A 24,947-nucleotide genomic window follows, 5' to 3' on the forward strand; every position below is an offset into this window, starting at 1 on the left:
ACAAAAGTAAGTCAAATGTTATAAAAATATTACAAACAGATGTCAAACTGATAAAGAATGACCCGTCTTGAGAGGAGATTTGAACGTTGTGTCATTAAAGGGAAAATGGAGTATCGGCCTATTTGCACTTGCGATCGTCATTGGAGTCGTTGCTTTCTTTCAGAATCAACAAGCAAGTGGGACCGAGAAGAAAAATGTAAAGCAGGATACGAACTATAAAAACGTCGAAATCGTTACTCTCGTAAATGACGGGAAATTTATGAGATATGCAGTCAACTATCCTCTTTTTCATCAAAAAGAGCTAGATGACAAGATTCAAAGCTACGCAAATTCAGCTTTAGAGCATTTCAAAAAGACGTTTAGTGAAGCCAAGGACGTCGATGAAAACAAACGCTTTGAACTGAATATTGATTATGATATGGTGCATTATGCGAAGCAGTCGGCTGCTATTCGCTTTACGACTTATACCTATACAGGTCAGCAAAATGGGACCACCAATCATCTCACAATCAACTATGATTTTCAGAAAAAAACCTTTCTTGACACAAAAGATTTATTTCTACCTAAAACCAACTTTTTAAAGAAATTATCCTACATTACATATTCAGAGCTTCAAAAGGACAAAACCTTATCTAAGGATCAGACGCTCCTTCAGAAAGGAACAGCCCCTACTGCCCAAAACTTCAGTCAATTTGCCTTGAAAGAGAAATATGTAGAATTTTATTTCCCAGCATCTCAAGTAGCCGGCGAGGATCTTGGTCCCCAAACACTTGCGATTAAAAAAACGCTGCTGAAAGATATAATGAAGCCAGAATATATGAATAAAACCAAAAATCAAAATGAAATGAAAGAACCAAATCCAAAAAGAAAAGCCGTCAAGCTGCCGCAAAAATCAAAGCTTGATCCAAATAAAAAAGCCATCGCCCTCACATTTGATGATGGTCCGAACCCAGCGACCACCTCAAAGATTTTAGAAGCACTGAAGGAAAATAAAGGACATGCGACCTTTTTCGTATTAGGCAGCAGGGTGCAGTATTATCCTAGTATGCTTGCCGATATTCTAAAAGGCGGGAATGAAATCGGAAACCATTCTTACAGTCATCCTTTATTAACAAGACTGCCTTTAAAGGAGGCGGTAAAACAAGTGAAGGATACTCAGAAGCTGATTGAGAAAGCGAGCGGGTATACACCTACGCACTTTAGACCGCCATATGGTGGGACAAATCAAGACATCAATCAAGCAGTTGGGATGAAGGTCTCTTTATGGGATGTTGATCCTGAGGATTGGAAAATTCGCAACAGCCAGCAGATCACAAACCACGTTCTTTCACATGCAGCAGATGGCAGAACGGTGTTAATGCACGATATTTATGACAGCTCAGCTCAAGCAGCAGTGAAGATCATTCATGAACTCACCAAACAAGGCTATCAGCTCGTCACCGTCAGTGAGCTTGATCAATTAAAAAAAGAACGACATGAACAAGCCCCTGTGCAATAAACACAGGGGTTTTCTTTATGACTCCAAAGATTTCTTTTGTTTCAATAATGCTTGAAATGTCTCCTCCAGCTCCTGAGACGGCTCAATACTTAACCGGCTGAGCACTTCAGACAGCTGTAAATCAATTAACAGAAGCTCCTCTTCTCTTTGGGTCACAGCTGGTTTGTCGCCTTTTTGTTTATACGCTTCATATGTTCCACAAAAAGCTTCAATACGCTTTTCATGAACATGGAAAATGCGAGTCGCCACATTCTCAATCAGTCTGCGATCATGGGAAACGAACACAACCGTACCCGAGTAATCCTTCAATAGACCTTCAAGCGCTTCAACTGCCGCCAGATCTAGAAAGTTCGTCGGTTCATCCAGCATGAGAACATTGGCATCGCTGACAAGCAAGGACGCCAGCATGGTCTTCACCCGTTCTCCTCCGCTTAACACCCCGACAGGTTTATACACGTCATCCCCTCGAAACCCAAGTCTCGCTAAAACCGTTCGTACCACTGTCTCATCTTGAACTGCCTCTTTCAGCGCATTTTGTAAAATCGATTCATCTACCTTTAATCCTGAAAGATCCTGACGAAAATAGCCGAGCTTGACAGCTTCTGAGCGAGAAACTCCGGGATGTCCATTTACCAGCATTCGGAGAAATGTCGTTTTCCCGCTCCCATTCTTGCCAATGATGGCGACCTTGTCCCCGCCTCTCACTTCCACATTCGCCTGCTTCCAAAGCAATTGATCGCCCGCCTTGCCATCTACATTTTTCACTCGCAAAATGGTACGGCTCGCTACTTCCTTCATTGTGTGCTGCGTCATTTGAATGGGCTGAATGTCTTTTACTTTCTCAACCTTTTCTAATTTCTCCATCCTTGTTTCAATCGATTTGGCTGTTTTTTGCAGCTTTTTTTGCTTATTTGCATAGTAGGGCTTTGCAATTTTTGGCCCTGAGGATTTCAGCTTTTGGGATGGCTTTGTCGCTTTGTCGGCTTTTTTCTTTTTCTTTTCTAGCGCATGCTCTAACTGTTTTTTCTTTTGAGTATAAGCTTCGTACGCTTCCACCTGCTGACGATGCGCCAGCTCTTTTTGCTGTGCAAATTGCGTGTAGTTGCCTTTGTATTGATTGAGCTGTCCATGATCCAGCTCCCAAATCTCCGTACATACCGCATCTAAAAAAGCACGATCATGTGAAACGACAATGAGGGCTCCTTGATAATTGTTCAGCTTCTCTTCCAGCCACTCAATGTGCTCTGTATCTAAATGAGTCGTTGGTTCATCTGCTAATAAAAGGGCAGAAGGACAGTTTAACGCGCTTTCAATATAAGTCTGGGTCATCTCACCACCACTCTGTGTGCCATCCGCTTGTTTTAGCTGAGGAAGCAGTGTGCAGGTCGTTGTGGCGGCAAACGTGCCACTGTCTGGTGTCTCTTGCCCCGCGAGCACATGCAATAACGTCGTTTTCCCGCTTCCATTTGCCCCGACAAGTCCAATGCGGTCACTTTGATGGATGGCAAGCTCCTCGATATCAAATAACAATCGATCTTTTCGAAACACCTTTAACTGATTGGCTTTTACTAACATCCAACCCTCTCCTTTCGTATCAGGAGACATGAAAAAGCCTCCCATTCTCAGAATAGGAGGCAAAATGGTGTACAAAAATAAGCGGATCAATTCCAGATGACGTGCCGTTCCTATCTGAACACACACATCCCCCGTATCAATCTTCTCATTCTTTGATTCCCAAGCTGTACCATCCTATTCCGAAGCTAAAAAATGAAAACGCAGCAAACATGGCAAACCAATCGTTTGCTCACTGCCTTCGTTTTTTCATTTTGCTTACAGGTCATAGGATTAGTACTTCATTGCATTGGGTCACCCTTCCGTCGTTTGTTACGTTTACAATAAAAGATTGGTTATTTTTTGTCAAGCTGAAATGGCATAAGTGAATCCATTAATTTCAGCGTAAATGGATGGACCGCATCAAGCAGTTCATCCTTTTTGCATTCTTCCACTATGCTTCCTTCATGTAAAAAAAGGAGACGATCACATAGATACACTGCCGCTTCTATATCATGAGTAATCATAAGGATGGTCATGTCTAGCTCTTGTTTTAATGTCTCGAGCAGCTCCAATATTTGCACCTGAACAGAGACATCTAGTGAGCTCAGGACTTCGTCTAGTATGAGAATGGATGGGTGCGTTGATATGGCTCGTGCGATACACACTCGCTGGAGCTGACCGCCGCTTAGCTGATGAGCATACTGATTTAGTAAAGAAGAGGGTAGTCTGACTTGTTCAAGCAACGATAAAATCTTCTGATCCACATTTTTTTCCTGCTTTAACAATCGCATAGGCTCCGCAACGATCTCTTTCACCGTAAAGGAAGGGTGAACTGAAGATCGATAATCCTGAAAGACCACACTCATTTTTCCACGGTTCATTTTCCGCCATATGTCAGCTGACTTCCCATCAATCTGCACCTTGCCGCTATTTATTTTTTCTAAACCAAGCAGGATTCGTGCCAATGTACTTTTACCACTGCCGCTTTCACCAACTAACCCAGCACATTGTCCCTTATCGATTTCAAACGAGACGTTTGAAATGCGTGGTTTTGACCGCATCTGCCGAGAAAAGAAACCTTTCTTCTCTCCATGTTTGATGAGGCTATCAGCTGTGATCAACATGGAAATGCCCTCACTCTATGCTGCCGCAGCGTTTCTAGGGGCGCAGATAATCGGCGCCTCGTCTCAAGTAAATGCTTCGTTTGTGGATGCTCAGTTGCTGTGAATATCTTATCAGCTGGGCGATGTTCAAGCATCTCCCCTTGATGCATCACCAACACCTCGTCAGCGATCGCCTGAACAACGCCTAAATCATGCGAAATGATGATCAAAGCGGCACTTGTTTCTTCTTTTAGGCTCTGTAATTGAATGATGACTTCACGCCGATTATACGCATCAAGCGACGCAGTTGGTTCATCGGCAATGATCACATCAGGAGAAAGCATCATCGTGATCGCAATCATCACTCGCTGAAGCATACCGCCAGATAATTCATGAGGATATTGCTTCAACAATTCATTTGGATTTTTCAAATGAACACGCTCCAGTCCAGCGATGGCATGTGCTTTCCCCTCATTTCCACGTAAGCCCAAATGCCGCTGGAACGTTTCCATCATTTGATGACCAATGGTTTCGATAGGATTGAACGCATTCATCGCATCCTGTGAGATGAAGCCAATCCGCTTGCCTCTCCACTGCTCAGCTGTCTGAGTTGTCAATAACTCGCCATCCAACATGATCGCTCCCTCCACTTCTAACGAAGGTGGAATCAAGCCAATTAACGCTTTTGCGACGGTTGATTTTCCGCTTCCACTTTCTCCAATTATGGCTAAACAGCGTTGCTGCTGTAGGGAGAATGTCATGTTCGCCACGATACTCTTTTGCTGGACTGGATCATGTACGGACAGGTTTTTTACGTCGATGAAAGGCAAATGGTCTCGCTCCCTTCTTATTGTGATAATACATCGCAGGGGTCGTAGCCTGCTGCAGGCTGTCTCCTAAAAAGTTCAGCGCCATGACCACAAATAAGATGGCGAGCCCAGGCGCAAGCATATGGGCTGGATGGGTCACCATGACATTTTTCGCTTCGTTGAGCATCATCCCCCATTCCGGGGTAGGTGCGCTCACACCTAATCCCAGAAAAGACAGGGCCGATATATTTAAAATGACCCAACCCGCATCAAGTGTCGCAAAAACAGCTATTTCTCCTGAAATGCGAGGAAATAAATGCTTTCTCAGGATGTAAAATGGGGAGCCGCCAGATACTTTTACAAACTGAACAGATGGTTCATTCGCATATTGCAGAACAGATGAACGAATCATCCTTGTATACCAGGCCCATTTCGCTAGGACATTTGCCAAAATAATATTGAACAGTCCAGGCCCCAGTATCCCGACAACCGCTAGAATCATCACTTCTGCTGGGAAGGAGAGCATGACATCACACGCCCTCATCAACAAGCCGTCCACCTTTCCTCGGAAAAAGCCCGCCATGAGTCCAAGTGAGGTGCCAATGAGCATCGTCAGACACATCGTCAGCATGGCCGCAAGCATTGTGGTCCGAATCCCATATAAAAGCCGTGATAATACGCATCTTCCGAGCTGATCCGTTCCGAGCGGATAAGTCAGGCTGATGCCGGCATATTTTTGAAGAATGTTTGTTTCTGTTGGATCATGTGGTGCTAATACTGGTGCAAACAGTCCTGCTAAAACGACAAGTACTAACAGCCAGATAGAAAGAACCGCCATGCGGTCTTTTTTTAATTGACTCCACCCTATCATCGTTCTCAGGCCTCCTTTCGCAGCTGCGGATTCATGGTCATTTGCACAACATCAGCCATGAGGTTACACACAACAAAAAGGAACCCCATCACAAATAAATAGGCTTGAATAATAGGGAAATCGGCATGGAAAATAGCTGTTACACACAACCGGCCAACCCCTGGCCAAGCAAAAAGATTTTCAATAATAACCGTGCCAGCAATGAGTTTCGGGATAGACATACCAAGTGCTGTCACCGCTAATTGAAGCGCATGTCTCATCACTTTCAATTGAACAGCCCGTTCCTTTAATCCGCGAGCTCTTGCATAAAAAACAAATGGCTCATGCTGAAATTTCAGAATTTGATTGCGAATGAGTCTCACATAGGTCGATAAGTAGCCCAGCGATAGTGTGACAGCTGGGAGAATAATTGATTTGAACCCTTCCATTCCACTCGTATTGACCCAATTGAATTTGACAGAAAAAAGCCAAATAAACAAAATCCCTAACCAAAAACTAGGCATTGAAGCAGCGATAAATACAAAAGCGCGCAGTACTCGATCCACCCATGTATGCGCAGCATATGCACAGATCACTCCGAGTAACAAACTCAATACAATGATGAAAAAGAGCGCTGCTCCTGCAAGCTGCAATGTGGCAGGCAGCGCCTCCATGATAAGATCAAAAACTGGCTCCTGTGTAACATAACTCCTGCCAAAATCCCCTGTTAGTCCATCTTTGAGCCATGTGACATATCGTATAAGAAATGGCTGATCTAAGCCTAGCTCCTGCCGCATCGATTCAATCATGTCTTCTGTTGGCGTCACTTGATTCACCCGCAAAGCAACCTCAGCTGGATCACTTGCCCGCATCGTCAGCAGGACAAAGGCAAAGAAAGTAATGAACATCATGAGCGGAAAAAGCAGCAATATTCGTTTTAAGAGATAGCGTGTCATGTCTCCGCCCCCTCTTTATGACGAAAAATACATACGGTCAAAGGGAATTTCATACTGTGACACATGAAAACCAATACCTTTCAGGCGCTTATTATAGACGGCCTTTGTCACAGAATAAGAGATTGGGATATAGATATTTTCATCATGAATATACGTCAAGATGTCTCGATACATTTGTTTCCGCTTTTGCTCATCTCGTTCTACCAATACTTTCGTAATCGTCTCGTCCAGCCACTTTTTCTTCTTCAACCCTAGTTGAGCTTGATAATCAGCATGTGATGCTACGCGGAACGAAGAAACATAGGTTTGTGGATCATAAGGAAGTCCCCACGATAGCGAGTACATCAGGTCGAATTTCCCTGTTTTCTGGCGGTCTAAAAATGCCTGTTTTTCTTCTCCTCTAATATCCAGTTTGATCCCAACTTGCTTGAAATCTTGTTGGATCGATTCACTTATCGTTCTTTCGCCTGCATTATCGGAATTATAGTAAATGGCGACACTCAGCCTTTTGCCATTTTGATAGCGGTAGCCGTCTTTTTTCAGCTTCCAGCCTGCCTCATCCAGTAATGCCTCTGCTTTCTCTTTTTGATAGGTTTTCTTTTTCAGCGGGATATCTGCGTAAGGGACTGACGGGGCAAGCAGCGTATGTGCCACCTGTTCCGTTCCATTTAAAATGCCTTTTGTGATCATCTCTTTTTGAATGGCATATTGAAACGCTTCTCTGACTTTCGGATCTTTTGTCATTGGCTGATTTGAATTGATGACGATTGACCTCGAACCAACAGGTGGACTCACGGTCACACCGTATTGACCTGCTTCCTTTAAAGCCTGGAATGAGTCTCCGTCAATCATGTCACCATCTGCACCGAATAAGAGATCAATTTCTCCTTTTTGCAGGGCAAGTAAAATCGTTTGGTGATCCGGCATGACTTTCCACTTCACTGTTGAGATTTTTGGCTTTTCCCCCCAGTAGTGGTCATTCACTTCAAAAACGGCATATTGATTTTTTTTATGTTCCTTTAGCACGTAAGGACCTGTGCCTGCATAGCTTTGAACTCCTTTGGCAGTCGTTCCATCAATGAAGCTTTTTGGAGAAATAAAACGGAAGGGACGTGTTAAGCCCAGTTCTTCTAACGTAGGGTAATATGGCTCTTTTAACGTAAGAACAAATGTATCGTCATCCACCGCCTTTGTGGATTTGATTTCGGATACAAGATTCAGCCAAGCATTCTTTTCAATGTTTTTAACGATGGCGTCCATATTCATTTTCACTGCTTTTGCATTAAAAGGCTCACCGTCTGAAAAAGTTACGTCTTTTCGAAGGTGAAAGGTATAGGTTCTCCCATCCTTTGAAATGTCCCAGCTTTTCGCTAAGGCAGGCTGAACGCCCTTCTCAGTATTGACAACAAGCGATTCAAACACCATATTTTGAGCGGCCATTTCTCCAGCATATAAATGGGGATTGATATCCCTTATATCTTTTGTACTTGCATACACTAGCTCATCTTCTTCTCTGTCATTCATACCGGAAGACGCTTTGTTATCAGAGCATGATGCCAATAAAAAACAAGCCATGACTGAAAACAGCATCAAGGTGTATGTCACATAGGATTGCTTTTTCTTTATGTAAACAGGCTGATCACTCATATGTACTTCCCCCAAATCTTATATTATCGTAATCATTACGATTATTAATCGAAATGATTACGAAATGAATAATAGCATACAGGAATGGGGAATACAATCTCTTTTTTATCAAAAAAACAGACTCACGATTGAGTCTGTTTCGTTTGCAACAATTGATCGATCACCCGCAATGCTTTTTCTGTTCCACCTGCTGTTTGGAAGCTTTCTTCAATTTTTTCGATTCCAGCACGGTACGTGTTACTTCCCAGAACAGATTCCACGGTTTCTCTTAGCTGCTTTGCTGTCAGCTGTTCTTTATCAAGTGCACGGGCAGCAGATAGCTCGGTCAGTCTTTGTGCGACCATCGGCTGATCTTTGTCGACAGGAATGACAACCATCGGAACGTGATAATGAATGCCTTCATTGACACTGTTCATTCCGCCATGCGTCACAAACACATCTGTCAGCTCAAGCACTTCAAGCTGCGGCACATAAGGCTCGATCAGAAAATGAGAAGGTGCTTCTTTCAAGAGAGACCGATCCACTTTTTCACCTGTTGCGAGCACCACTTTTCCATCAAAATCGGCAAAGGCATCAATACACATATTAAAAAATGCTTCTGTATCCCCAAGAACGGTGCCCATCGAAATAAAGACGACTTTATCTTGCTCAAGTGCTTCCAGCGGGAAATCATGCTGATCTGCCCTTTTTAGAAAGCTCGGTCCAATGAAAACAAATGAATCGTTCACTGCATCGACAGACGGCTGAAAATACTCACTTGTATACACGATATTCAGTTCTCCGCGATTTTTCATGAATTGCATCAAACGCGTTGGCTGAACGCCAAAGCGCTCTTGTATGCTTTCTAACAGATGATCGGCTTTCTCATCTTTTCTGTATAGTGGTGTATCAAAATGCGCCTCTTGCAGTACAAAAGATGGGTTTGAACCGATCCCTGGAATTTGTAAATAATCTCGAACAAGCTCCCCTGCCCCAAACATATCAAAATAGACAAAATCAAATGAATGCTGCTGAGAAAGTGTTTCCACCACCTCTAAAATATCAAATGATGTTTGCAGCATGGCATGAAAGAATGGCTGCATGGAATCGAGATTTCCTTCATCCACGTGTAATGTCCGAATATAGTCTGGATGTTTATGTACGTGAGCGCCTAAGCGTTTGATTCGTTCCTCATAATGTACAGTTGTGACCGCATGCACTTCATCTCCACGATCCGCCCAAGCTTTGATGATCCCTAACATAGGATTCACATGCCCTTCAGCGGGAAATGTAATCAATAAAATCTTCGCCACAAGAAATCCCTCCTCATTGTCAATTCTCTTCCATGTTAATCATATACAGCCAGCAGGCTCAACAAATACGCCTGTAAAGGGAAGAAATGAGTCTTATGGCTAGTATTTTAAGAGATGACTAGAAGAAAAAAGACAAAGCCCCAAGTTAAGTGCTTTGTCCTTTTTCTATTATTTTTTGAGCAGCATTTGTTTAAACGCAGCAGACTGTTTTCAATAGAGATCGGATCAGCATAGATAAATTCATTGATTGAAGTTGAAGAACATTATTCAAACATTAAAATTTTGAGGTCTTTATTGTAACAGTGAACAAGCATAGCATGTAATTGTCCCCTATGATGATATACATGTGCTAATATTTCTAACAACCATTCATACCTTGTATATGTCACACCCCAATATGAAGTGGTACGAGACAGTAGTTCTGTGTCCGATAATTTCATATAATTATTTTTTAATGAATGAAAATTAGTCATTAAGCCATTTTCTATCGACTTTAAAGTTCTATATGATACATTAGCATAAAACTTTTCCATCTCTTCTTGGGTAGCCTCATTAGCAATACGCCAGTCCGCTTCACAAATGATCGCAATGTGTTCCAGCAACTCTCCGATAGACTGCTTATGAGGAGTTGGTTTTTTTTGTAAATCATCTTCTTCTAATTGACTTACTATTTCTATTAATGTTTTAACAGCTACTTCAATTTGATGTAAAACACTTTCACAATTCATGAGTGCCTCCTTATTAAAGGATTCTGCCCTTTTAGTTGAACAAGCTTTGAGAATATTGTTGATTCAATGATTTTAGACTCCAATTATAGATTAACTTTACTTAATCACTATCATAAAAAAAATTTGTCTTTTTAACAATTTTACTCCGTGCTTTTTGGTACAAAATGAACTACTTCACTTAAACGATGATAAATAGTGAAGTTCCTCTCAATTTACTCACACAATACCGCTCATAAAAAAACAAAAAACCCTTTATTTCAAAGGGTTTTCAGCTTTTTTCATAATTGATAAAACGAATCCTATCGGATAGTATAGACGCGCTCGGAGGGATTCGAACCCCCGGCAGACGTGGTACCGGAAACCTATTGCGGAATTTAATACGATTCTTACTACGAAAGCCTTACGTACACTTATTTCGGATAACGGTCCGTATTATTTCGGACACGAATCCGGAATGTATTCAATGCGATTATACACCGGATTTTACATACGGTCAATTACGTTTGCCGCACGATGTGGCGATCACTCTCCGTCAAGAAACGCTTCGAACGCCTCTAATTTACCACGCATTTTCCTACGTTTTGCCTCGCTTGCAGCACGTTGGAACGCAATGTATACGTAGTCATCAAAACGGCTAATTTCGTTCAATTTCGCTTTGAGAATCGTCTTGTGCCACGCATCTACGAATGACTCCGGATCATGCTCGATCATTAGCGAAGGGTCTACGGATGCTTTAGCACGCAATAACAAGCCGTAATATTTATAGATTTCTGCTGCGTCAAAGTAGCGACTCATAGCGTTGTAGATTTCCGTTGGCAACGAGTTTTTCAGCGCTTCAGCCGGAACCGCAGCCGTATCTTTAACGTGCTTTTGATTTTTAAGATTAATAGAATCCGATGGTTCATTTTCGATTTTCGCCGTCTCAACCGTTGGTGCATCGGCGTTTTCCGGCGCTGGTCGAGTGGTCATTGCCGACTGGTCATTCGCGGCTAACGGTAATATGACGATGATGTTCGCGCCCTTACCTCCGTTGATTTTACGAGTCGTTGCGACCTTCTTGACGATGTTCAGCTCAGACAATTGATTAAGGACGCGGCGGGCCGTCTTGATCGACTTTCCGATAAGGTCGGCGAGAGTTTCCGCTTTGAGATGCGCTGCGCCTGCGAATTTGACCGCATAACGTGCGATCTGTTTGAGTGCGGCCCGCGCCGTGTCGGATAAGTCGTATGAATTTCGTTTGATATGTTCGTAGACGGCCGTATTTAGAGCCTGCGTCGATGAGAACGTTTGGTGTTCCGCTAAGTAATGCATGTCGATACCTCCATATCGTTATATCGTTATTTTAATATTAACGAAATAAATATCGATATGTCAATATTTTTATTTACACGATAGCGATATTCCGATATACTCAATCTATAGAAACGGAGGTAATTCGATGAAGTTATACGTAAAGTTAGACGATCTTCTTGCAGAAATCGGCATGACTAAAAAAGAACTCGCAGAAAAAGCAGGATTGCGCCCGAATGTTATCAGTGAGATATCGCAACAACAAAGAACAACAGTTAATCGAACACACATCGGAAAGATATGCGAGGCTTTAGGAATAAGCGATATGAATAAACTATTCGAGGTACGATAGGAGGAAAATAAACTATGACATCATCCGTAAGAGATAAATTTTCAGCAGATATCAGCTACATTAAATCGCAATTAAATAACATTAAAGAAGGCCATTTTTACGAGGATTCAAAAACACCTGGAACCGCTTCTGTTAAAAGGATTGCTGAAAATATTGAAAGCAGTTTCGAAATGCTACTCCGAGATATCGACAGAGGTGTATCATCTACGGACGAAATTTTTAAGGATTGATAAACGAACACACATTCGGTTATAATGTAGCCGGAGGTGTCGCCTATGTGGGACGAACGTAAGGATCAGAATCGCTGGCAGATGAAGTTTATATTGCCGGAACACAACGAGGCTTTGCGTCAATTACGCCTCGCGAAGCATAAGATAGAACGGCCGGCTCTTAGCGAAGAACAAGTCGACGAATTTGAGTTCGTTATTTCCTCGGCGGTGAGCGAAGACCTGCCGCTGGATTTCGAAATATATGATGACGGATTTGTTCGCGAAGTAAATGGTCGCGTTGTATACGTGGATCATCTACGGAAGGAATTTCGTGTGAAGGATAATCGAGGCGATACTAATTTCGTTAAGTTTGCGGATATAATAAACGTAAAAAACGCCCCATCCGGTTAGGGACGGGGCTTTTCGTTTAAAAATTTATCGTTCTATTAAAACGGACTAATGATCTATTAGAAGGGTCAGCGCCCTTACTTAATTGCACTTGCAATTCGATTTCTTTTATCTTTTCATAATCAACGTCACCTAAGGACCAATATGAGACGGATTTAAAAGTATCATCCTTAGCCTCCATAGTTATATCATCCGAATTATAGTCGACAAAAACCAACTCAGACGACCCTAGAGTTTTTGCTGAGTTAACACGTAAAACGAACGTGGCAGGAGAAACTAAATAAGTCTCGTCTTCTGAAGTATTTTTAAAAGAAATGCTTAAACCAAGCGAACCTTCTGAGAAATGAACTTTTTGTATGTCCACATCAATACCTTCTATATTGCTTTTATAGTCGACATCTAAAGTTTTTGAATCTTTTGGTTTATCCAAACTAAGGTTAGGAGCCTCATTGTCATCGTAATTATATTCAATCTCCTTTTTAGAATCACTTACTTTTACGCCCCCGCATCCGGATAATAACGTCAAAGTCATAACTATAGTCATAAAACATACGGAAATCCTCTTTATCTTTATATCTTCCGCCTCCCCTCCGCTCAATTATACGTTATTGTTATGTAGGACGGCTACCTACGTTTTTATACGTAAGCAACCGCCAAAAGTTCCGTCTACTTCTTGCCGACTTCGTCCAACGCTTTTCTTTCGCGTGCCTTCTTAGACACGTCGTTATCCTTCCAGTACGCTAAAAGCGAAGTTGCCCCGAGAAAAAACAGCGCAATAAAATCGGACACTGCCGCCTCGTCTACCGGAATCGTCTGCACGCCAAACATCGTCAGCCCGCTATTTACGAGAGCCAACGCAAGCAAAATAAATCGAGTCACCGTTCCTGCGCTAATATTCTTCTTCATACGCTATACCCCGCTTTCTTTAATGCCGCCACTAATTTGGCGCGTGTTGCTGGTCCGTAAATGCCATCGTTTGCGATGCCGGCCTGCGTCGACTGGAATCGCTTGACTGCGTTTGACGTTTTCGGACCATAGATGCCGTCGATGCCGTTATTCTTGACGCCTTTGTTCGGGTAGAAATATACGGCTGCTAGTGCGTTCTGAAGTTGAGTGACCGCTGACCCGCGAGCACCTTGACGGATCACGCCGGTCGGTACCGTAAGTTTTTTGGCTGACGCTTTAGTCGGCGCTTTTGGTTTAGACGGCTTTACCGGCTTAGTCGCTGCACCCGTTTTGCTTCCGTTTAGGGCTGCGAGCTCTTTCGCGATAGCCGATTTAACTGCGCCCCAACGACCTTCATCGAGCACTCGATGCGGGCAGTGCTTCCCGCTCCAATCTTCGTGCTTCTTAACGCGATCGACGCCCCATCCTCGTTCTTTTAGAAGCTGCGCAATGAATTTAATCGCCAATGCTTCCGCTTTTTTATAGCGCTCGCCGCCGGATTTTGAATAACACACCTCAACGCCGATTGACGTTCTGTTTCCGCTGTTCGCGCCGCTCCCATCTCCGCAATGCCACGCGTTTCTGCTCACCGGAATCCCCTGACGAACCTCTACGTCATCTACGGCGAAGTGGTAAGATACTTGATTCGTATTTCCGTTCATATACGAGATTTCATTTTTAGCTGGCGCATCGTTAGCTGTGTTATGGAACGTGATGTATTTCGCATTCATCGTATTCGGACATTTAATTCCGTACTTACTCGGAGATACAAGATCCTGCGTCACTTTAATCGTCATATAATCGTCTCCCTTTTCGTTTTATTTAGAAGTAATAACGGAACAGGACCGGCACCAACGCCAGCATAACCGGAACCGCAATTCCGATAAGCCAACGCCGATCACCTTTAACCTGGTCGCGGTATTCTCGTAGATCGTCACGGGCCGTTTTGGCAATACGCAGGGCTTCGCTCGCCTTGTCGTCAGCCGTGTCCGCCCTAGATAGCGCCATAGCAGCCATTTCTCGGAACTCTTCGAAGATGCGCGTCTGATGTTGTTGGGTTGCGATGATGGTGGCGATGTCGACCTGTATCTTCGCGATCTTTTCGTTAAGTTCGTGCGTAGTCGGTTGAGTCACCGCAAATCCTCCTTAATTACAAAATAAAAAGCCTACGCTTCTACGTATGGCTCGCCTGTGATTTCTTCGTATTGTTCCGGCGTAATTTTCTTCATAACGACCGCGGCTGCGACTTGCTCCTTCGTCCAATCTCCGTCTCCGTAAAACTTCTTGATGATCGCGAACCAATTCATTAAATCACTCCCTTCATCATTAATGTGAAAACCAATTCCGCCTGCTGCTGACGCACAATTTCGAGTTCAGACGGAGCCGCTTCCGGAAAGAGACTGTCGATGTACTCCTGCGTAGCACCTTCGAACCACTCTTCTTTCTCCGGATCAAACGTCTTGATAAATAGACCATCTTGCGGCCTGACTGCCGTGTATCCTTCCGGAATTTCCTCACCGTTTTCTACATCGACCAATATCTCTCCGGTTTCCTCCCACACGTAATTTTCATCGTATTTATAAGCTCGTATCATTAAAGCACCTCCTATACTTTCGCCGCCCTAAAACGGAAGCCAAACGTTATAAATTCGTTAGGATTAGCCGTATTAGAGCACGATTGAATACAAACCTTTCCGTCTGTTCCGATATACGTACGGTGGTATTGCGGAACATTCGTCGTTCCCACACTCGAAGCCACTCCGATAAAATGCATTGATTGATTCGGAAAGTAATCGGGTAGCAACGTGAATGCGGCGACGTTATTACCGAGCGCCCCGCCTGCAATTGAGCCGACGATTTCAACAACACCGAACGCGTCCTTCGTGTAGCGCACCGTATGAGGAAATCCGTCCGGCGATACGTATTGCTTCCACCCGTTACCTAAAGACGGCGTTTCCCAAGTTGGGGTAGCATCTGCATCCGTTAGTATCCGACGCCATCCGCTCCATACGTTATTATTGAGATAATTCGTATAAACGTTATTGAAGTAATCTGTCGCGTACACCCATCCGAATGTTCCTTTACCATTTGTAGCATCGGTCATGTGGTAAAATCCCCTAAATGATCGGGTATTCGGTAAGTCGCGTGACCGGGCGATTGCGTAAAACGTGCCCTGCCCCAATCCGTTGTTGATTATAGACTCTAAAATGCTTCCGGATGTATCTTTTAACGATATTAAAGGCAAGCCAGTATCTTCAGTTATTTTGCGTTGCTGAAAGTTAGCCATAAGATCCTTCGCCGCCTGTAGAGCTGCGTCTGCTTTCTGCTGCGCCCCCGACGTAGTTTCCTTCGAGTTCCATGTCGAGCGCTCTTCGTTAGTCACGTGCTTTATAGCATCGTTTGCGTGGGCGGTTACTTTTGCTTGCGCGCCGGCCGTCGTCTCCTTGGAGTCCCATTCCGCTTTCTTCTTCGCAGTGACATGGACATCCGAATTATTTGCGTGAGCATCTACTTTTTCTTGCGCTCCAACCTTCGTTTCAACGTTGTCTAAATCTTCGAATTTTGCTTCGATTTCGGCGACGGTTGCTACTACATCGTCATAAAGATCGTTAATTTGCCCCCGCAGCGTTTCAAAGTCATCGATGTAATATTCCGCAACGGGTACGATATTTTGATCGATAAGTGACTGCTCGATGCTGAAGCCGAATTTATGAATGGATAGCGCTTGACCGTTCGTGTAATAAAGGATCAATTCGGCTTTTACTGCGCCATAATGACGGATTTCGTCCGCCGCTAAAACATATTCGGCAAGCCCTTCCGGTTTATTTACTAATGTAATTGCTCGTATAAAACGGCTTCCATCCGCCATCGAAAGGACTAATTTACCTACGACCGCAGATAACGGTAAAGGAACGCCGTCTTTCGTGAGTTTAAAGGACAGGCGCGCCGTTTTTATATCTTGCGTGCTGAATTGTATGGCGGCATTGATAGGCCGCTTTGTTTGCGCATTGACGTCGAATGACAAAGCGCCATCTTTTGCTAACATCCGTTTTCCTCCCTTTAAATAACGTTCGCAGTCGAAGTGATTGGGTCGATGCTGTTGTCGTTATAGCTGTCGTCAAAGCCCGCGCCCTTTACGTAGTTACCGTACGATGAAATTTGCGAGCAGGTATTCGTTAGATAAATACCATGACGCATTCCTAGACCGGTAATGTCGTTGAACGCGCACATAGACCGCGCAACGCCGGATAAGAAAATGATTCCGTCATATCCATCGCTTTCTGTCGCCCTCGTTCCGACATCTACAAGCGTATTAAAAAAGACGCGTACTCTCCGTGAGTCCCCCGATACGGAGATTCCGGAAAAGCCGACGTCCTTTAACACGTTATTCGCGACAGTAACGTTATTACAGCGCCCTTCCTCGATACGGATTCCGTTTCCTTTGACGCCCCGCAAAGTATTAGCCGTTGCAGAACCGTAAGTGCTTCGGGTTATCAGAATGCCGTGGTGACCTACGTTGTCGACTACGTTATTTGCAATCGTATAGTTGTAAACGTCGGAGATGTGAATTCCGTGGCGCGCAACAACACCATCTATTACGTTGCCGGAAATAACTACGTCGTCAATCGTCTGATAATCCTTCCGTCCGTAGACCTGTATCGCATGATTCTTCGTAATGTTGGTGATCGTGTTTTCTGTGATAACGTGGTGCTTCGTTTTATTGACACGCCCCGTAGGATTTCCGTTTGCATCCTGCGTGTATTGCGTCGTGACTCTCGGAAGAAGAATACGAATACCGGAAGCGCAGTTGTTTATCTTGTTGCCGCTAATTCTCGTGTCGTACCATTTGTTGCCGCTGATTGCGTACTCTGTCGTGTCCTCGATTACGTTGTCTAAAATTCGAATGACTGAATACCAAACACCGTCCGTACTCGTGTGCGAATCGACCGCACGTGCCCATCCGCCGAGCTTACTTGAACGCCCGAAATAGTTGCCGCGGATAATGATATTTCTCGTGACGGTTTGATCGTACGAACCGAACGCGCCGAAGTTTGCGGATGAACGCATTAGATCGAGCTGAATGGCCGCCGAGAACCAACGATCCCCTACGTAGTCAGCGAAGCCTTTAAATTTAACGTTCTCGATCAGGACGTTTTGGTTGCCGGCGCAGTCAAACGCATGCCCACCTACGACGTCCAGTACGGTAATATCTCGAATGACAATTCCGTCAGCATGAGCGAATCCGAACACGGAGCACTGCTGCTTGATTACCGCGCCGTTACTGTCGAAGGTACCTCCGCCCTCGATTACGATGTTCCCGTGACCGTTGTAACCGCTGAAATTATCCGGTTCAAGTCCGTTGACTAGCATAGAACCGACGAAGTTCCGTTTGATAACTGCGCCTCCCTGAACGATAAGTCGCGTATTTCTGAAGATACGTAGCGTTCGCGTTTGCGTGTAGTTTCCAGGCGGAACCACAAGCGTAATGGGCGTTGACTTCGAAAGGTCCAGTGCCGCCTGCATTGCGTCATCGAAGTTTCCGTATTTCTCTAAGTACGGACGCAACGAAACAAAGACGGCCATGTCTTCGATCTTTTTCATCAATTTCGCGAAGTCATAATCGAATCGATCTTTCGCCGTCGGATGCGTGGATGCATCGAGTGCTACCCGCAAATCCACGACCTCTTTGACGTCTTCGCCGTCGTGGTTAACGACTAGATTCGCAAAGCGAGCGTTCAAGTTATCTAGGCGATTAGCAGCCGTAAAAAGCCCGTGCTGTATTTGCTCGGACTTGTGTGCGGGCGATGCGTTTTTATGAGCGTTTAACTCGGCGGTGACTTTCGTAAAACCCTGCTCGATACTATCGAAGTTATCGTTCAAGTTATTACGAGCAATGCGATCCCATGCCGACGCGATCCGCTTTAAAAATACGTTAGCCATTTAGTGCCTCCTTTATTTTGATTCTAGCGCGACCACTCTCGCAGTAAGCGCCGTTAGGTCCGATACGAGTTTGTTTAGATCAACGTTAGCTCCGGAAGAACTGACGATGACCTTCGATAGTTTTATGAAATCTGACGAAGACATTAGGCCAGCTTTTGATGCGCTAGCCATGTCTACTTGCGGCTTACCATCCGGACCGACTACGATGCTTTGTAGCTTCTGAAAATCGCTCGACGTCATCAAGCCGTCCGAAACCGCGGTCGCCGGTCCGTACTTCGGAATAGTTGTCGGGTCATAACCATCGTCAAAGTTTGCGTCGCTTCCGATACGTATCCCGGAACCTACCGATGTCCCTTTTACTTTTCCGGACGCGTCAATCAATTTAGATACGCGCTTTTCAGTCTTACGGAAGTTTTTCATGTCCGTCTTAATATCGCGCTTCAGCTTTCCGAATGTATAAACCGGCGATTTATTCGGGTCTGAATAGCGTTCAACGCCGACGACCTTAATCCGCTTATTGATTCCGAACGGATCGATCATGCACCATACGTAATCGCCTTTGCGGATGTCTTGGACGCCGAAATGTCGTAGCTCCGTATACGTCAGCGTCAAGGATAACTCGATTGTGTCCGTTAGTTCTTCCTGCAAACGAAGCTCTAGTTCATCTGCGTTTTTATCGGTGTAAGCATCATCGCGAATAGGTGCAGCGTGCTTGATTCCGTAGATTTCCGCTAACGGGCTCGTGTATTCAAGCTCTACAGCGTAGGCTTTTGTCTTATCGTTCTGCTTTCCGTAGCCACGAATATACGTTTTTAAAGAACTCGTATCGATCTCAACCGATTCATCGCGTGAATTGAATTTGTAGCGAATCTGATAGTCGGTATCTCGCGCCAATTCCTTCGCAATGACTACCTTTTTCCCTTCGAAAGTGTATTCCGCTTTGTATTTATCGAGGATATCTCGTAATAAATCGTTAGAGAAACCATCGCCGAAATCTTCGAGCTCGAACGTGGCTTCAAGACCTTCCGGTGATATGTCGTATGAGTAGCCGGACCCTTCGAGTGCGATCGCAACCATGTCGTCTATAGTCATCTTCCGCTTCTTCCCGGACTTACTGTAAACGTAGTTATCCGCTAGATCGATCAACGGTTTATAGACGCCGGATGCTTCCATCTTTATTGTGTCGTTTGAGGTGACGGGGCGCGTCTTTTTGATGACGTATTCCTCTCCGTCGCAAATGAGTATGTTTTCGTTTTCGATCAACCCGAAAGAATGGTCGTTGTTTCTCGTACTCGTAATCGACACATCTAACGACTTCTCATTCTCTGACGTCTCACGAACTGTACAATCGTAGTCAGTAAGCGCCTCGACTTCGCCTCTTACCGTTTTTATAAGTAGCTCCATCGCGCCACCTCCTAGAAATAATAGAATCGGAAATCGAATTTGATTTCGAATGATCCGCTCGTTCCCGATAACACAAATTCATTCCATCCCGGCTCTAGCCGGATTAGCTGTCGGTTTGTGTCTCCGAAAATACTTACGCCGTCTTTACGCGCCTTGACCCCGTCCAAAATAACCGTCTCTTTCGATGTCGTATCTCCGGTATATTGCCACGCATCGCCCGTCGTTTTGTTCGTGATCTTTAACTTAGATGAGGCGCCTTTATACGAAATGACGAAAGGCAATTCCAACGGATCAATACGAATAGCCCCCGCATTGTAAATACGGAAGCTCTTTGCCTTATGTTTATAGACCGGAATAGTATCCTCTAGATTTTCACCGAACTGCCAAAGACTCGCGTCAAAAGTGAACGGGTCTTGCGTCGTTCCGACCGATTCGCAGTAAGGAGATGCGCTTTCGAACGTCAGCGTAAAATCGGCCACGCTTCCGCTTCTCTCCGGATCAAAACTGTCGCTCAACTCAACTCGCCATCGTTTCTTCGGATTGCCTTCCGCGACTAGATAAAACTCGTATTCCTGATAAAGAGCGTTATATATTTCGTCGCGAAGCAAGTAGAAGTCGGCCGCGTCTTCAGCATACATCGTACATTCGGCTGTGATCCGTCGATTACCGAAATCTTTGCCTGTACGATAAGAACCGTTTTTCCCCGGTATGTTTTCGTAGGTGATATTCGGAGACGGCGCGGATATGACTAGGCTACGTACTAAAACCGACAGATCCCTCGCCATATCAATGATCGTTCCATTGCGATACTGAATACGAAAGTTTGCATCCGAACGCGGAATCGCTGAAGATCTCCCGAAAACAATATCCGGCGAGAACGCATCTTCATTAAAGTTTTCGTCAATATCAACCACGGTCGGCTCCGGCTTTGGTTTCGCCGGCTTATCGACGTCGGTGCTAGTATCCGTTGTCTTCTTCGTATCGTACTTCGTTAGGTTATGCGTCGCTATAATGTTGTTCAGTTTCGTCGCGTACGCTGGGTCCGTTGCATATCCGGCACTAACGAGAGCCTTCGTTGCTTTCCGGTAATTCGTTTGACCGACGACAGCTTTGTAGTGATTCGGGTTCCAACTCGTTCCGTTGATATACAGCTTCGCGAGATCCTGCATCGACTCGTACCATGACGGGTATTTACGGAAGTCGGCGTAGACCTGAACGTTTCGACCATTGTATACTTCCCACGTCAACATACGAATAGATGCGCCTTTGTACGAGCCTTTAACGCCGAATAGGTTTTTCCCTTTCGTAGCCAAGCCCGAATTTCCGTAGCCGGATTCTAGGCAACCCTGCGCAATAACAAGCGACGCAAGTATATTGTAGTTCCGGTAAATCTTCTGAGCGTCCGGTGCTATCGCCTTAATAAAACTAGCGTTGCTCAACCGCTCACCTCCTCCCTAATAACTACTTCGATCTATTTCGTCCATCTGCCGTCTGCTCACGTGCGGCTCGACGATACGTCCGACTACTTCGCCCTCCATTACCACCGATAGTCCTTTAAGAGACTCGATAGCTGATGCGAGGCTGGATAGATGCGCCTGTATTTGCGGACTGTGGCCGCCTGCTGACGCAATACGAGCCGTATGACCGGCGTCTAACATCCGGAATAAGTTCGATTGCTGCGCTTCCGTCAAGACCATCTCATTTCGTAGCGCGCGAATATCAACTTCGTGACTCATTGGACGGTCGATAAACTTCGATGCCATTCCGCCTGAATGTAGTTTGCCGGCTGGTTTGCCGACGATGCCTCCGACGTGGTACGTTCCTTCGTTTCCGCGCCCTCGGCTGACGGCTCGTTCAGTTTTACGGGTGACATCTGTCGTGATGATCGTAATTCGCTTACTAAGGTCCTTGCTCAGCTCAGCATTCATCAGCGATGCTTGACCGGTGATTTCGATTACCTTACCCTTTGTACGTTCTAGCTTCGCTATTTCGCTCTCAATTGCGGCTAGGGATTCGCGGTATTCGGCCGTCTTTTTGTCTGCTTCGGTTGTGTTATTTATAAGGTTTGAACGCGCATCTTTTAACTTCATAATCTCACGGTCTAGTACAGCAACACCTTGACCTTTCTTTGCGGTAAGACCTACTTGACGAAGCTCTAATTGGACCATTTTTTGATTTACTTGATCGAGCTTACCTATTTCTTTCTGAGTTTCCGCAAGACTCTCTCGCTTTTTTTGTAGGGTCTCGGTGCTTTTAATTAACTCTGATTGTTTAGCTTGGAGTATTCTTTTTTCTTGCTCTAAGTTAACTTGGAGCATTTGAGCTGATGCTTTGTCTCCCTTGTCTTTTGCTTCAGCAATACTTTTTTCGATACCTTCGACAACCTTTAGTTGATCTGATACGGCTTTTTCTTTAGAAATCCGTTGTGATTTAACATCGTTAATCTCTTGTTGTATCTGCTTTTCCTTTTTGAGTTGGCCGTCCATATTCCGCTCAGCAATCGTCTTTTGTTTTTCGAGTTCTAAGCGCAACTCTTCCGCTTTCTCCGCGCTCAAACGTTTCATAGCCTCGGTATTTTTCGCAATTGCATTACCTTGCGCTGAGAAAGCCGCCTCTGTTTCCGGTGACTTCTTGATGATCTGATCGTTCAATTCGAGGAACCGGTCGAACTCCTCATTCGTAAGGCCTGAACTTTTACGGAGGCCGTCTTGCTCTGCGTTTAGCTTTTTAATCGCAGCCGAATCCTTCTCGTTAGCCAGCGCGTCCTTGTTGTCTAAGTAGCGCAGCAATTCGTCATTTGTCAGTTTCATCTTCGCCTGCAAGCCGTCGTATTCTTTGATCGTCTTATTAATACCGTCGACTTCCTTTTGCTTCGCGTTTGCCGCTTCGAGGCTAACGGTGTTCATCGCTTTATAGCCCGCGCTGACGCCGACTAATAAACCGCCGAGTATCGAAAGACCTGTTATGATCCATCCGGCAGGACCCATCGCTGCGAATAAACCCCGCAATGCAAAGCTTAGCTTAATAGCCGAGGAAGCCGTCAAAGCGATCGCCGCTGACGTACCAACCATCGCAAGGCCTGTCGCTACGACGCTCGGGTTGACCTTACTAAATAAGTCGACTAACTTCGTACCGTGATCGACGATAGACCGTAGGTGCGGTAGGAACTCGTTTCCAAGTTTGATGCCTACGCCTTCGAGAGCTGATGTAAATTTCTCGAATGCGCCGTATAAGTTATCCATCTGAACATCCGCGACACTTTGCGCTGTTCCGGCTGATCCTTCGAGCGCCTTCGTGTATTTGCGTATTTCATCCGATCCGACTGCAAGCAACGAAACAAATCCCGATGCTGCTTCCGTACCAACAATACTCGCAATAGCAGCCGTCTTTTCCGCTTGGCCTAGATCGCCAAACTTCGAATTTAAGTGATCGATAATATCCGGCAACGACTTCATCTTACCGTCGGCCGTCTCGACTTCAATTGCGTATCTCTGCATTACTTTTGCTGCGCGTCCTACCGGATTAGCAAGCCGCAACATACCCGCGCGTAAAGCCGTACCCGCCATCGAACCTTGAATACCGGCGTCAGACATTTTTGCAACGGCTGCCGCTGTTTCTTCGAATGAAAATCCTAACGCAGTAGATACCGGTGCTACGTATTTCATTGCGTCCCCAAGTTGAAGTAGGTCCGTGTTGGCCGTCGTCATCGTTTTAACTAGAACGTCAACCGCGTACGTTGAATCTTCCGACGCGATACCGAAACCCGTCATGATATTCGATACAATGTCGGCCGACGTTCCCATATCAACCGAAGCCGCGGCCGCCATGTTTAATACGGCCGGAAGCGAGCCGACTTGATCTTTTACGCTAAATCCCGCCATCGCTAAGTATTGGAGTCCTTGCGCTGCCTCTGTCGCCGTAAACTTCGTCGATTCTCCGAGATCCATCGCAACTTTTCGAAGGGCTTCGAAGTCCTGTCCAGTGGCGCCCGAAATCGACTGTACCTTCGACATTGCTTGCTCGAAGTCTGCCGCGGTTTTAACTGATACGCCGATGCCCGCGACTACTGCGCCACCTACTGCTAGGGCTGCCGTCTGAACGATTCCCATTTGCGTGCTTAACGACTTGGCTGAATTGCTCATCTGATTCATTTGACTTTCCGCCTGAGAGACACCAGCGCTAAATTGGCTTGATTCTAACGTTAAGCGAGCGACGATTTCACCTACTGTAGTACCCGACATTCGTTTTCCTCCTTTCCTCCGTTATCTAAAGAAGTTCCGCAATTGCTCGAACTTATCACGGTCAAATTCTTCGCGATCTACATAGCCGGCCTGTTTGCGTAAGTCTTTTAACATGCGCTGGTAATCGCGATCTTCCATTGCGCGCCCTTCTGTTCCGACAAGTGTCGATATCATAGAGAGCCGTTCAATCGCGTTAGACTTCGTTTTTGCCCGCAAGAATTTCGGTATGTCGACCATGTAATAATCATTTTCGATCTGCCGCTGAGTGACCCCGAGCAATACCGCCGCATCTATTAAGTAGTCCTCGATTGTGTACTCGCCTTCATCCGCTTGTTTTACTCTGTCGGTGCTTTCGGAAGAAGGCTTTTCAGGTTTTTTGCTACGGATTGCAGGCGGTTCTTCTCAACTACCGCGACTAGAAAATCGATGATCTCGTCAGTTCCAACGCTTTCGAGAACGTAGTCTTCATCTAAACCGGAAAGGACTGCGACAATCTTTGCGACTTCATCCATCGCCAACTTAGCCGCAGCGACTAACGTAGAAGCAAAGTCGTCCTGACCGCTAGTGCTTAAAACCGTAAGGAATAAATGCGGCAAACGATCGACAACCTCGAAAAGTTCCTTCCATTTGACCGGCGTTAGTTTCGGTACTTGAACCGTTTTGTCGCCGAGTGTAAGTTCGCTTGATACCTTTTTAGTGCCGATACCAAATAAGCTCATTG

Annotated in this window: 26 protein-coding genes; 4 read left to right on the forward strand and 22 right to left on the reverse strand. The window is 45.2% G+C overall.

The features are described from left to right. Positions 1-88: 88 nt before the first annotated feature. The gene (locus NSS78_RS15925; RefSeq protein WP_050944242.1) at positions 89-1,498 is read left to right on the forward strand and encodes a polysaccharide deacetylase family protein; all 1,410 of its coding nucleotides are present in this window, start codon (positions 89-91) and stop codon (positions 1,496-1,498) included. 15 nt (positions 1,499-1,513) lie between these two features. On the opposite strand, the gene abc-f is transcribed toward NSS78_RS15925, so the two are convergent. The 9 genes from abc-f to NSS78_RS15970 all read right to left on the reverse strand — a co-directional run bounded on the left by abc-f (position 1,514) and on the right by NSS78_RS15970 (position 11,748). Continuing rightward, on the reverse strand, positions 1,514-3,073 hold the full coding sequence (gene abc-f / locus NSS78_RS15930; RefSeq protein WP_327839947.1) for an ABC-F type ribosomal protection protein: 1,560 nt from the start codon (positions 3,071-3,073) through the stop codon (positions 1,514-1,516). A gap of 332 nt (positions 3,074-3,405) precedes the next feature. Further along, complete coding sequence (locus NSS78_RS15935) at positions 3,406-4,176, reverse strand: dipeptide/oligopeptide/nickel ABC transporter ATP-binding protein (protein ID WP_310425641.1); 771 nt, start codon at positions 4,174-4,176, stop codon at positions 3,406-3,408. Beyond that, positions 4,170-4,985: an ABC transporter ATP-binding protein gene (locus tag NSS78_RS15940; RefSeq protein WP_327839766.1), complete on the reverse strand. Its 816-nt coding sequence runs from the start codon at positions 4,983-4,985 to the stop codon at positions 4,170-4,172. The genes NSS78_RS15935 and NSS78_RS15940 overlap by 7 nt, the downstream gene beginning before the upstream one ends. Next, the gene (gene opp1C, locus NSS78_RS15945) at positions 4,948-5,835 is read right to left on the reverse strand and encodes a nickel/cobalt ABC transporter permease (RefSeq protein ID WP_310425637.1); all 888 of its coding nucleotides are present in this window, start codon (positions 5,833-5,835) and stop codon (positions 4,948-4,950) included. The genes NSS78_RS15940 and opp1C overlap by 38 nt, the downstream gene beginning before the upstream one ends. Before the next feature lie 5 nt (positions 5,836-5,840). Beyond that, positions 5,841-6,770 (reverse strand): nickel/cobalt ABC transporter permease, encoded by a 930-nt coding sequence (gene opp1B / locus NSS78_RS15950; RefSeq protein WP_148959631.1) that lies wholly within the window; start codon positions 6,768-6,770, stop codon positions 5,841-5,843. Between the two features lie 15 nt (positions 6,771-6,785). Then, positions 6,786-8,417 (reverse strand): nickel ABC transporter substrate-binding protein, encoded by a 1,632-nt coding sequence (nikA, locus tag NSS78_RS15955; protein WP_327839761.1) that lies wholly within the window; start codon positions 8,415-8,417, stop codon positions 6,786-6,788. A gap of 122 nt (positions 8,418-8,539) precedes the next feature. Further along, positions 8,540-9,709: a macrolide family glycosyltransferase gene (locus tag NSS78_RS15960; RefSeq protein WP_335352029.1), complete on the reverse strand. Its 1,170-nt coding sequence runs from the start codon at positions 9,707-9,709 to the stop codon at positions 8,540-8,542. Positions 9,710-9,972: 263 nt separating this feature from the next. Next, complete coding sequence (locus NSS78_RS15965; protein WP_050944245.1) at positions 9,973-10,437, reverse strand: DinB family protein; 465 nt, start codon at positions 10,435-10,437, stop codon at positions 9,973-9,975. 522 nt (positions 10,438-10,959) lie between these two features. Beyond that, a complete protein-coding gene (locus NSS78_RS15970) occupies positions 10,960-11,748 on the reverse strand; it encodes a helix-turn-helix domain-containing protein (RefSeq protein ID WP_342468160.1) in 789 nt (262 codons plus the stop codon). 127 nt (positions 11,749-11,875) lie between these two features. Here NSS78_RS15970 and NSS78_RS15975 point away from each other — a divergent pair, with 127 nt between their 5' ends. Genes NSS78_RS15975 through NSS78_RS15985 form a run of 3 tightly spaced genes read left to right on the forward strand, consistent with a single transcriptional unit; the run spans position 11,876 to position 12,699 of the window. Further along, positions 11,876-12,079, forward strand: a complete 204-nt coding sequence (locus tag NSS78_RS15975) for a helix-turn-helix transcriptional regulator (RefSeq protein ID WP_342468161.1) — start codon at positions 11,876-11,878, stop codon at positions 12,077-12,079. A 14-nt stretch (positions 12,080-12,093) separates the two neighbouring features. Continuing rightward, positions 12,094-12,309 (forward strand): hypothetical protein, encoded by a 216-nt coding sequence (locus tag NSS78_RS15980; RefSeq protein ID WP_113755001.1) that lies wholly within the window; start codon positions 12,094-12,096, stop codon positions 12,307-12,309. A 45-nt stretch (positions 12,310-12,354) separates the two neighbouring features. Next, entirely contained in the window at positions 12,355-12,699 is a 345-nt protein-coding gene (locus NSS78_RS15985; protein WP_342468162.1) for a YolD-like family protein, read from the forward strand. Positions 12,700-12,715: 16 nt separating this feature from the next. On the opposite strand, the gene NSS78_RS15990 is transcribed toward NSS78_RS15985, so the two are convergent. The 13 genes from NSS78_RS15990 to NSS78_RS16050 all read right to left on the reverse strand — a co-directional run bounded on the left by NSS78_RS15990 (position 12,716) and on the right by NSS78_RS16050 (position 24,945). Continuing rightward, positions 12,716-13,240 (reverse strand): hypothetical protein, encoded by a 525-nt coding sequence (locus NSS78_RS15990; protein ID WP_342468163.1) that lies wholly within the window; start codon positions 13,238-13,240, stop codon positions 12,716-12,718. 122 nt (positions 13,241-13,362) lie between these two features. Beyond that, positions 13,363-13,602, reverse strand: a complete 240-nt coding sequence (locus NSS78_RS15995) for a phage holin (protein WP_342468164.1) — start codon at positions 13,600-13,602, stop codon at positions 13,363-13,365. Continuing rightward, positions 13,599-14,438 (reverse strand): N-acetylmuramoyl-L-alanine amidase, encoded by an 840-nt coding sequence (locus NSS78_RS16000; protein WP_342468165.1) that lies wholly within the window; start codon positions 14,436-14,438, stop codon positions 13,599-13,601. Before NSS78_RS16000 ends, NSS78_RS15995 begins: the two co-directional genes overlap by 4 nt. Positions 14,439-14,463: 25 nt before the next feature. Next, positions 14,464-14,775, reverse strand: coding sequence for a hypothetical protein (locus NSS78_RS16005; RefSeq protein WP_144666561.1), 312 nt, complete (start codon positions 14,773-14,775; stop codon positions 14,464-14,466). A gap of 32 nt (positions 14,776-14,807) precedes the next feature. Next, positions 14,808-14,948: an XkdX family protein gene (locus NSS78_RS16010; protein WP_113754996.1), complete on the reverse strand. Its 141-nt coding sequence runs from the start codon at positions 14,946-14,948 to the stop codon at positions 14,808-14,810. Next, entirely contained in the window at positions 14,948-15,235 is a 288-nt protein-coding gene (locus NSS78_RS16015) for a hypothetical protein (protein ID WP_253622220.1), read from the reverse strand. Before NSS78_RS16015 ends, NSS78_RS16010 begins: the two co-directional genes overlap by 1 nt. An 11-nt stretch (positions 15,236-15,246) precedes the next feature. Then, positions 15,247-16,686, reverse strand: a complete 1,440-nt coding sequence (locus NSS78_RS16020) for a phage baseplate upper protein (protein WP_342468166.1) — start codon at positions 16,684-16,686, stop codon at positions 15,247-15,249. Positions 16,687-16,700: 14 nt separating this feature from the next. Then, complete coding sequence (locus NSS78_RS16025; protein WP_342468167.1) at positions 16,701-18,581, reverse strand: right-handed parallel beta-helix repeat-containing protein; 1,881 nt, start codon at positions 18,579-18,581, stop codon at positions 16,701-16,703. A 12-nt stretch (positions 18,582-18,593) separates the two neighbouring features. Next, complete coding sequence (locus NSS78_RS16030; RefSeq protein ID WP_342468168.1) at positions 18,594-19,985, reverse strand: phage tail protein; 1,392 nt, start codon at positions 19,983-19,985, stop codon at positions 18,594-18,596. 11 nt (positions 19,986-19,996) lie between these two features. Continuing rightward, a complete protein-coding gene (locus NSS78_RS16035) occupies positions 19,997-21,424 on the reverse strand; it encodes a glucosaminidase domain-containing protein (RefSeq protein ID WP_342468169.1) in 1,428 nt (475 codons plus the stop codon). Between the two features lie 15 nt (positions 21,425-21,439). Next, positions 21,440-24,226, reverse strand: coding sequence for a phage tail tape measure protein (locus NSS78_RS16040; RefSeq protein WP_342468170.1), 2,787 nt, complete (start codon positions 24,224-24,226; stop codon positions 21,440-21,442). 21 nt (positions 24,227-24,247) lie between these two features. Further along, a complete protein-coding gene (locus NSS78_RS16045; protein WP_327839738.1) occupies positions 24,248-24,505 on the reverse strand; it encodes a hypothetical protein in 258 nt (85 codons plus the stop codon). A 56-nt stretch (positions 24,506-24,561) separates the two neighbouring features. Continuing rightward, positions 24,562-24,945 carry a hypothetical protein gene (locus NSS78_RS16050; protein WP_342468171.1) on the reverse strand — a complete coding sequence of 128 codons (384 nt, stop codon included), beginning with the start codon at positions 24,943-24,945 and terminating at the stop codon, positions 24,562-24,564. Positions 24,946-24,947: the final 2 nt, after the last annotated feature.

The organism is Bacillus sp. FSL W8-0920, assembly GCF_038593215.1.
In the GTDB taxonomy this organism is placed as follows: Bacteria; Bacillota; Bacilli; order Bacillales; family Bacillaceae; genus Bacillus; species Bacillus pumilus.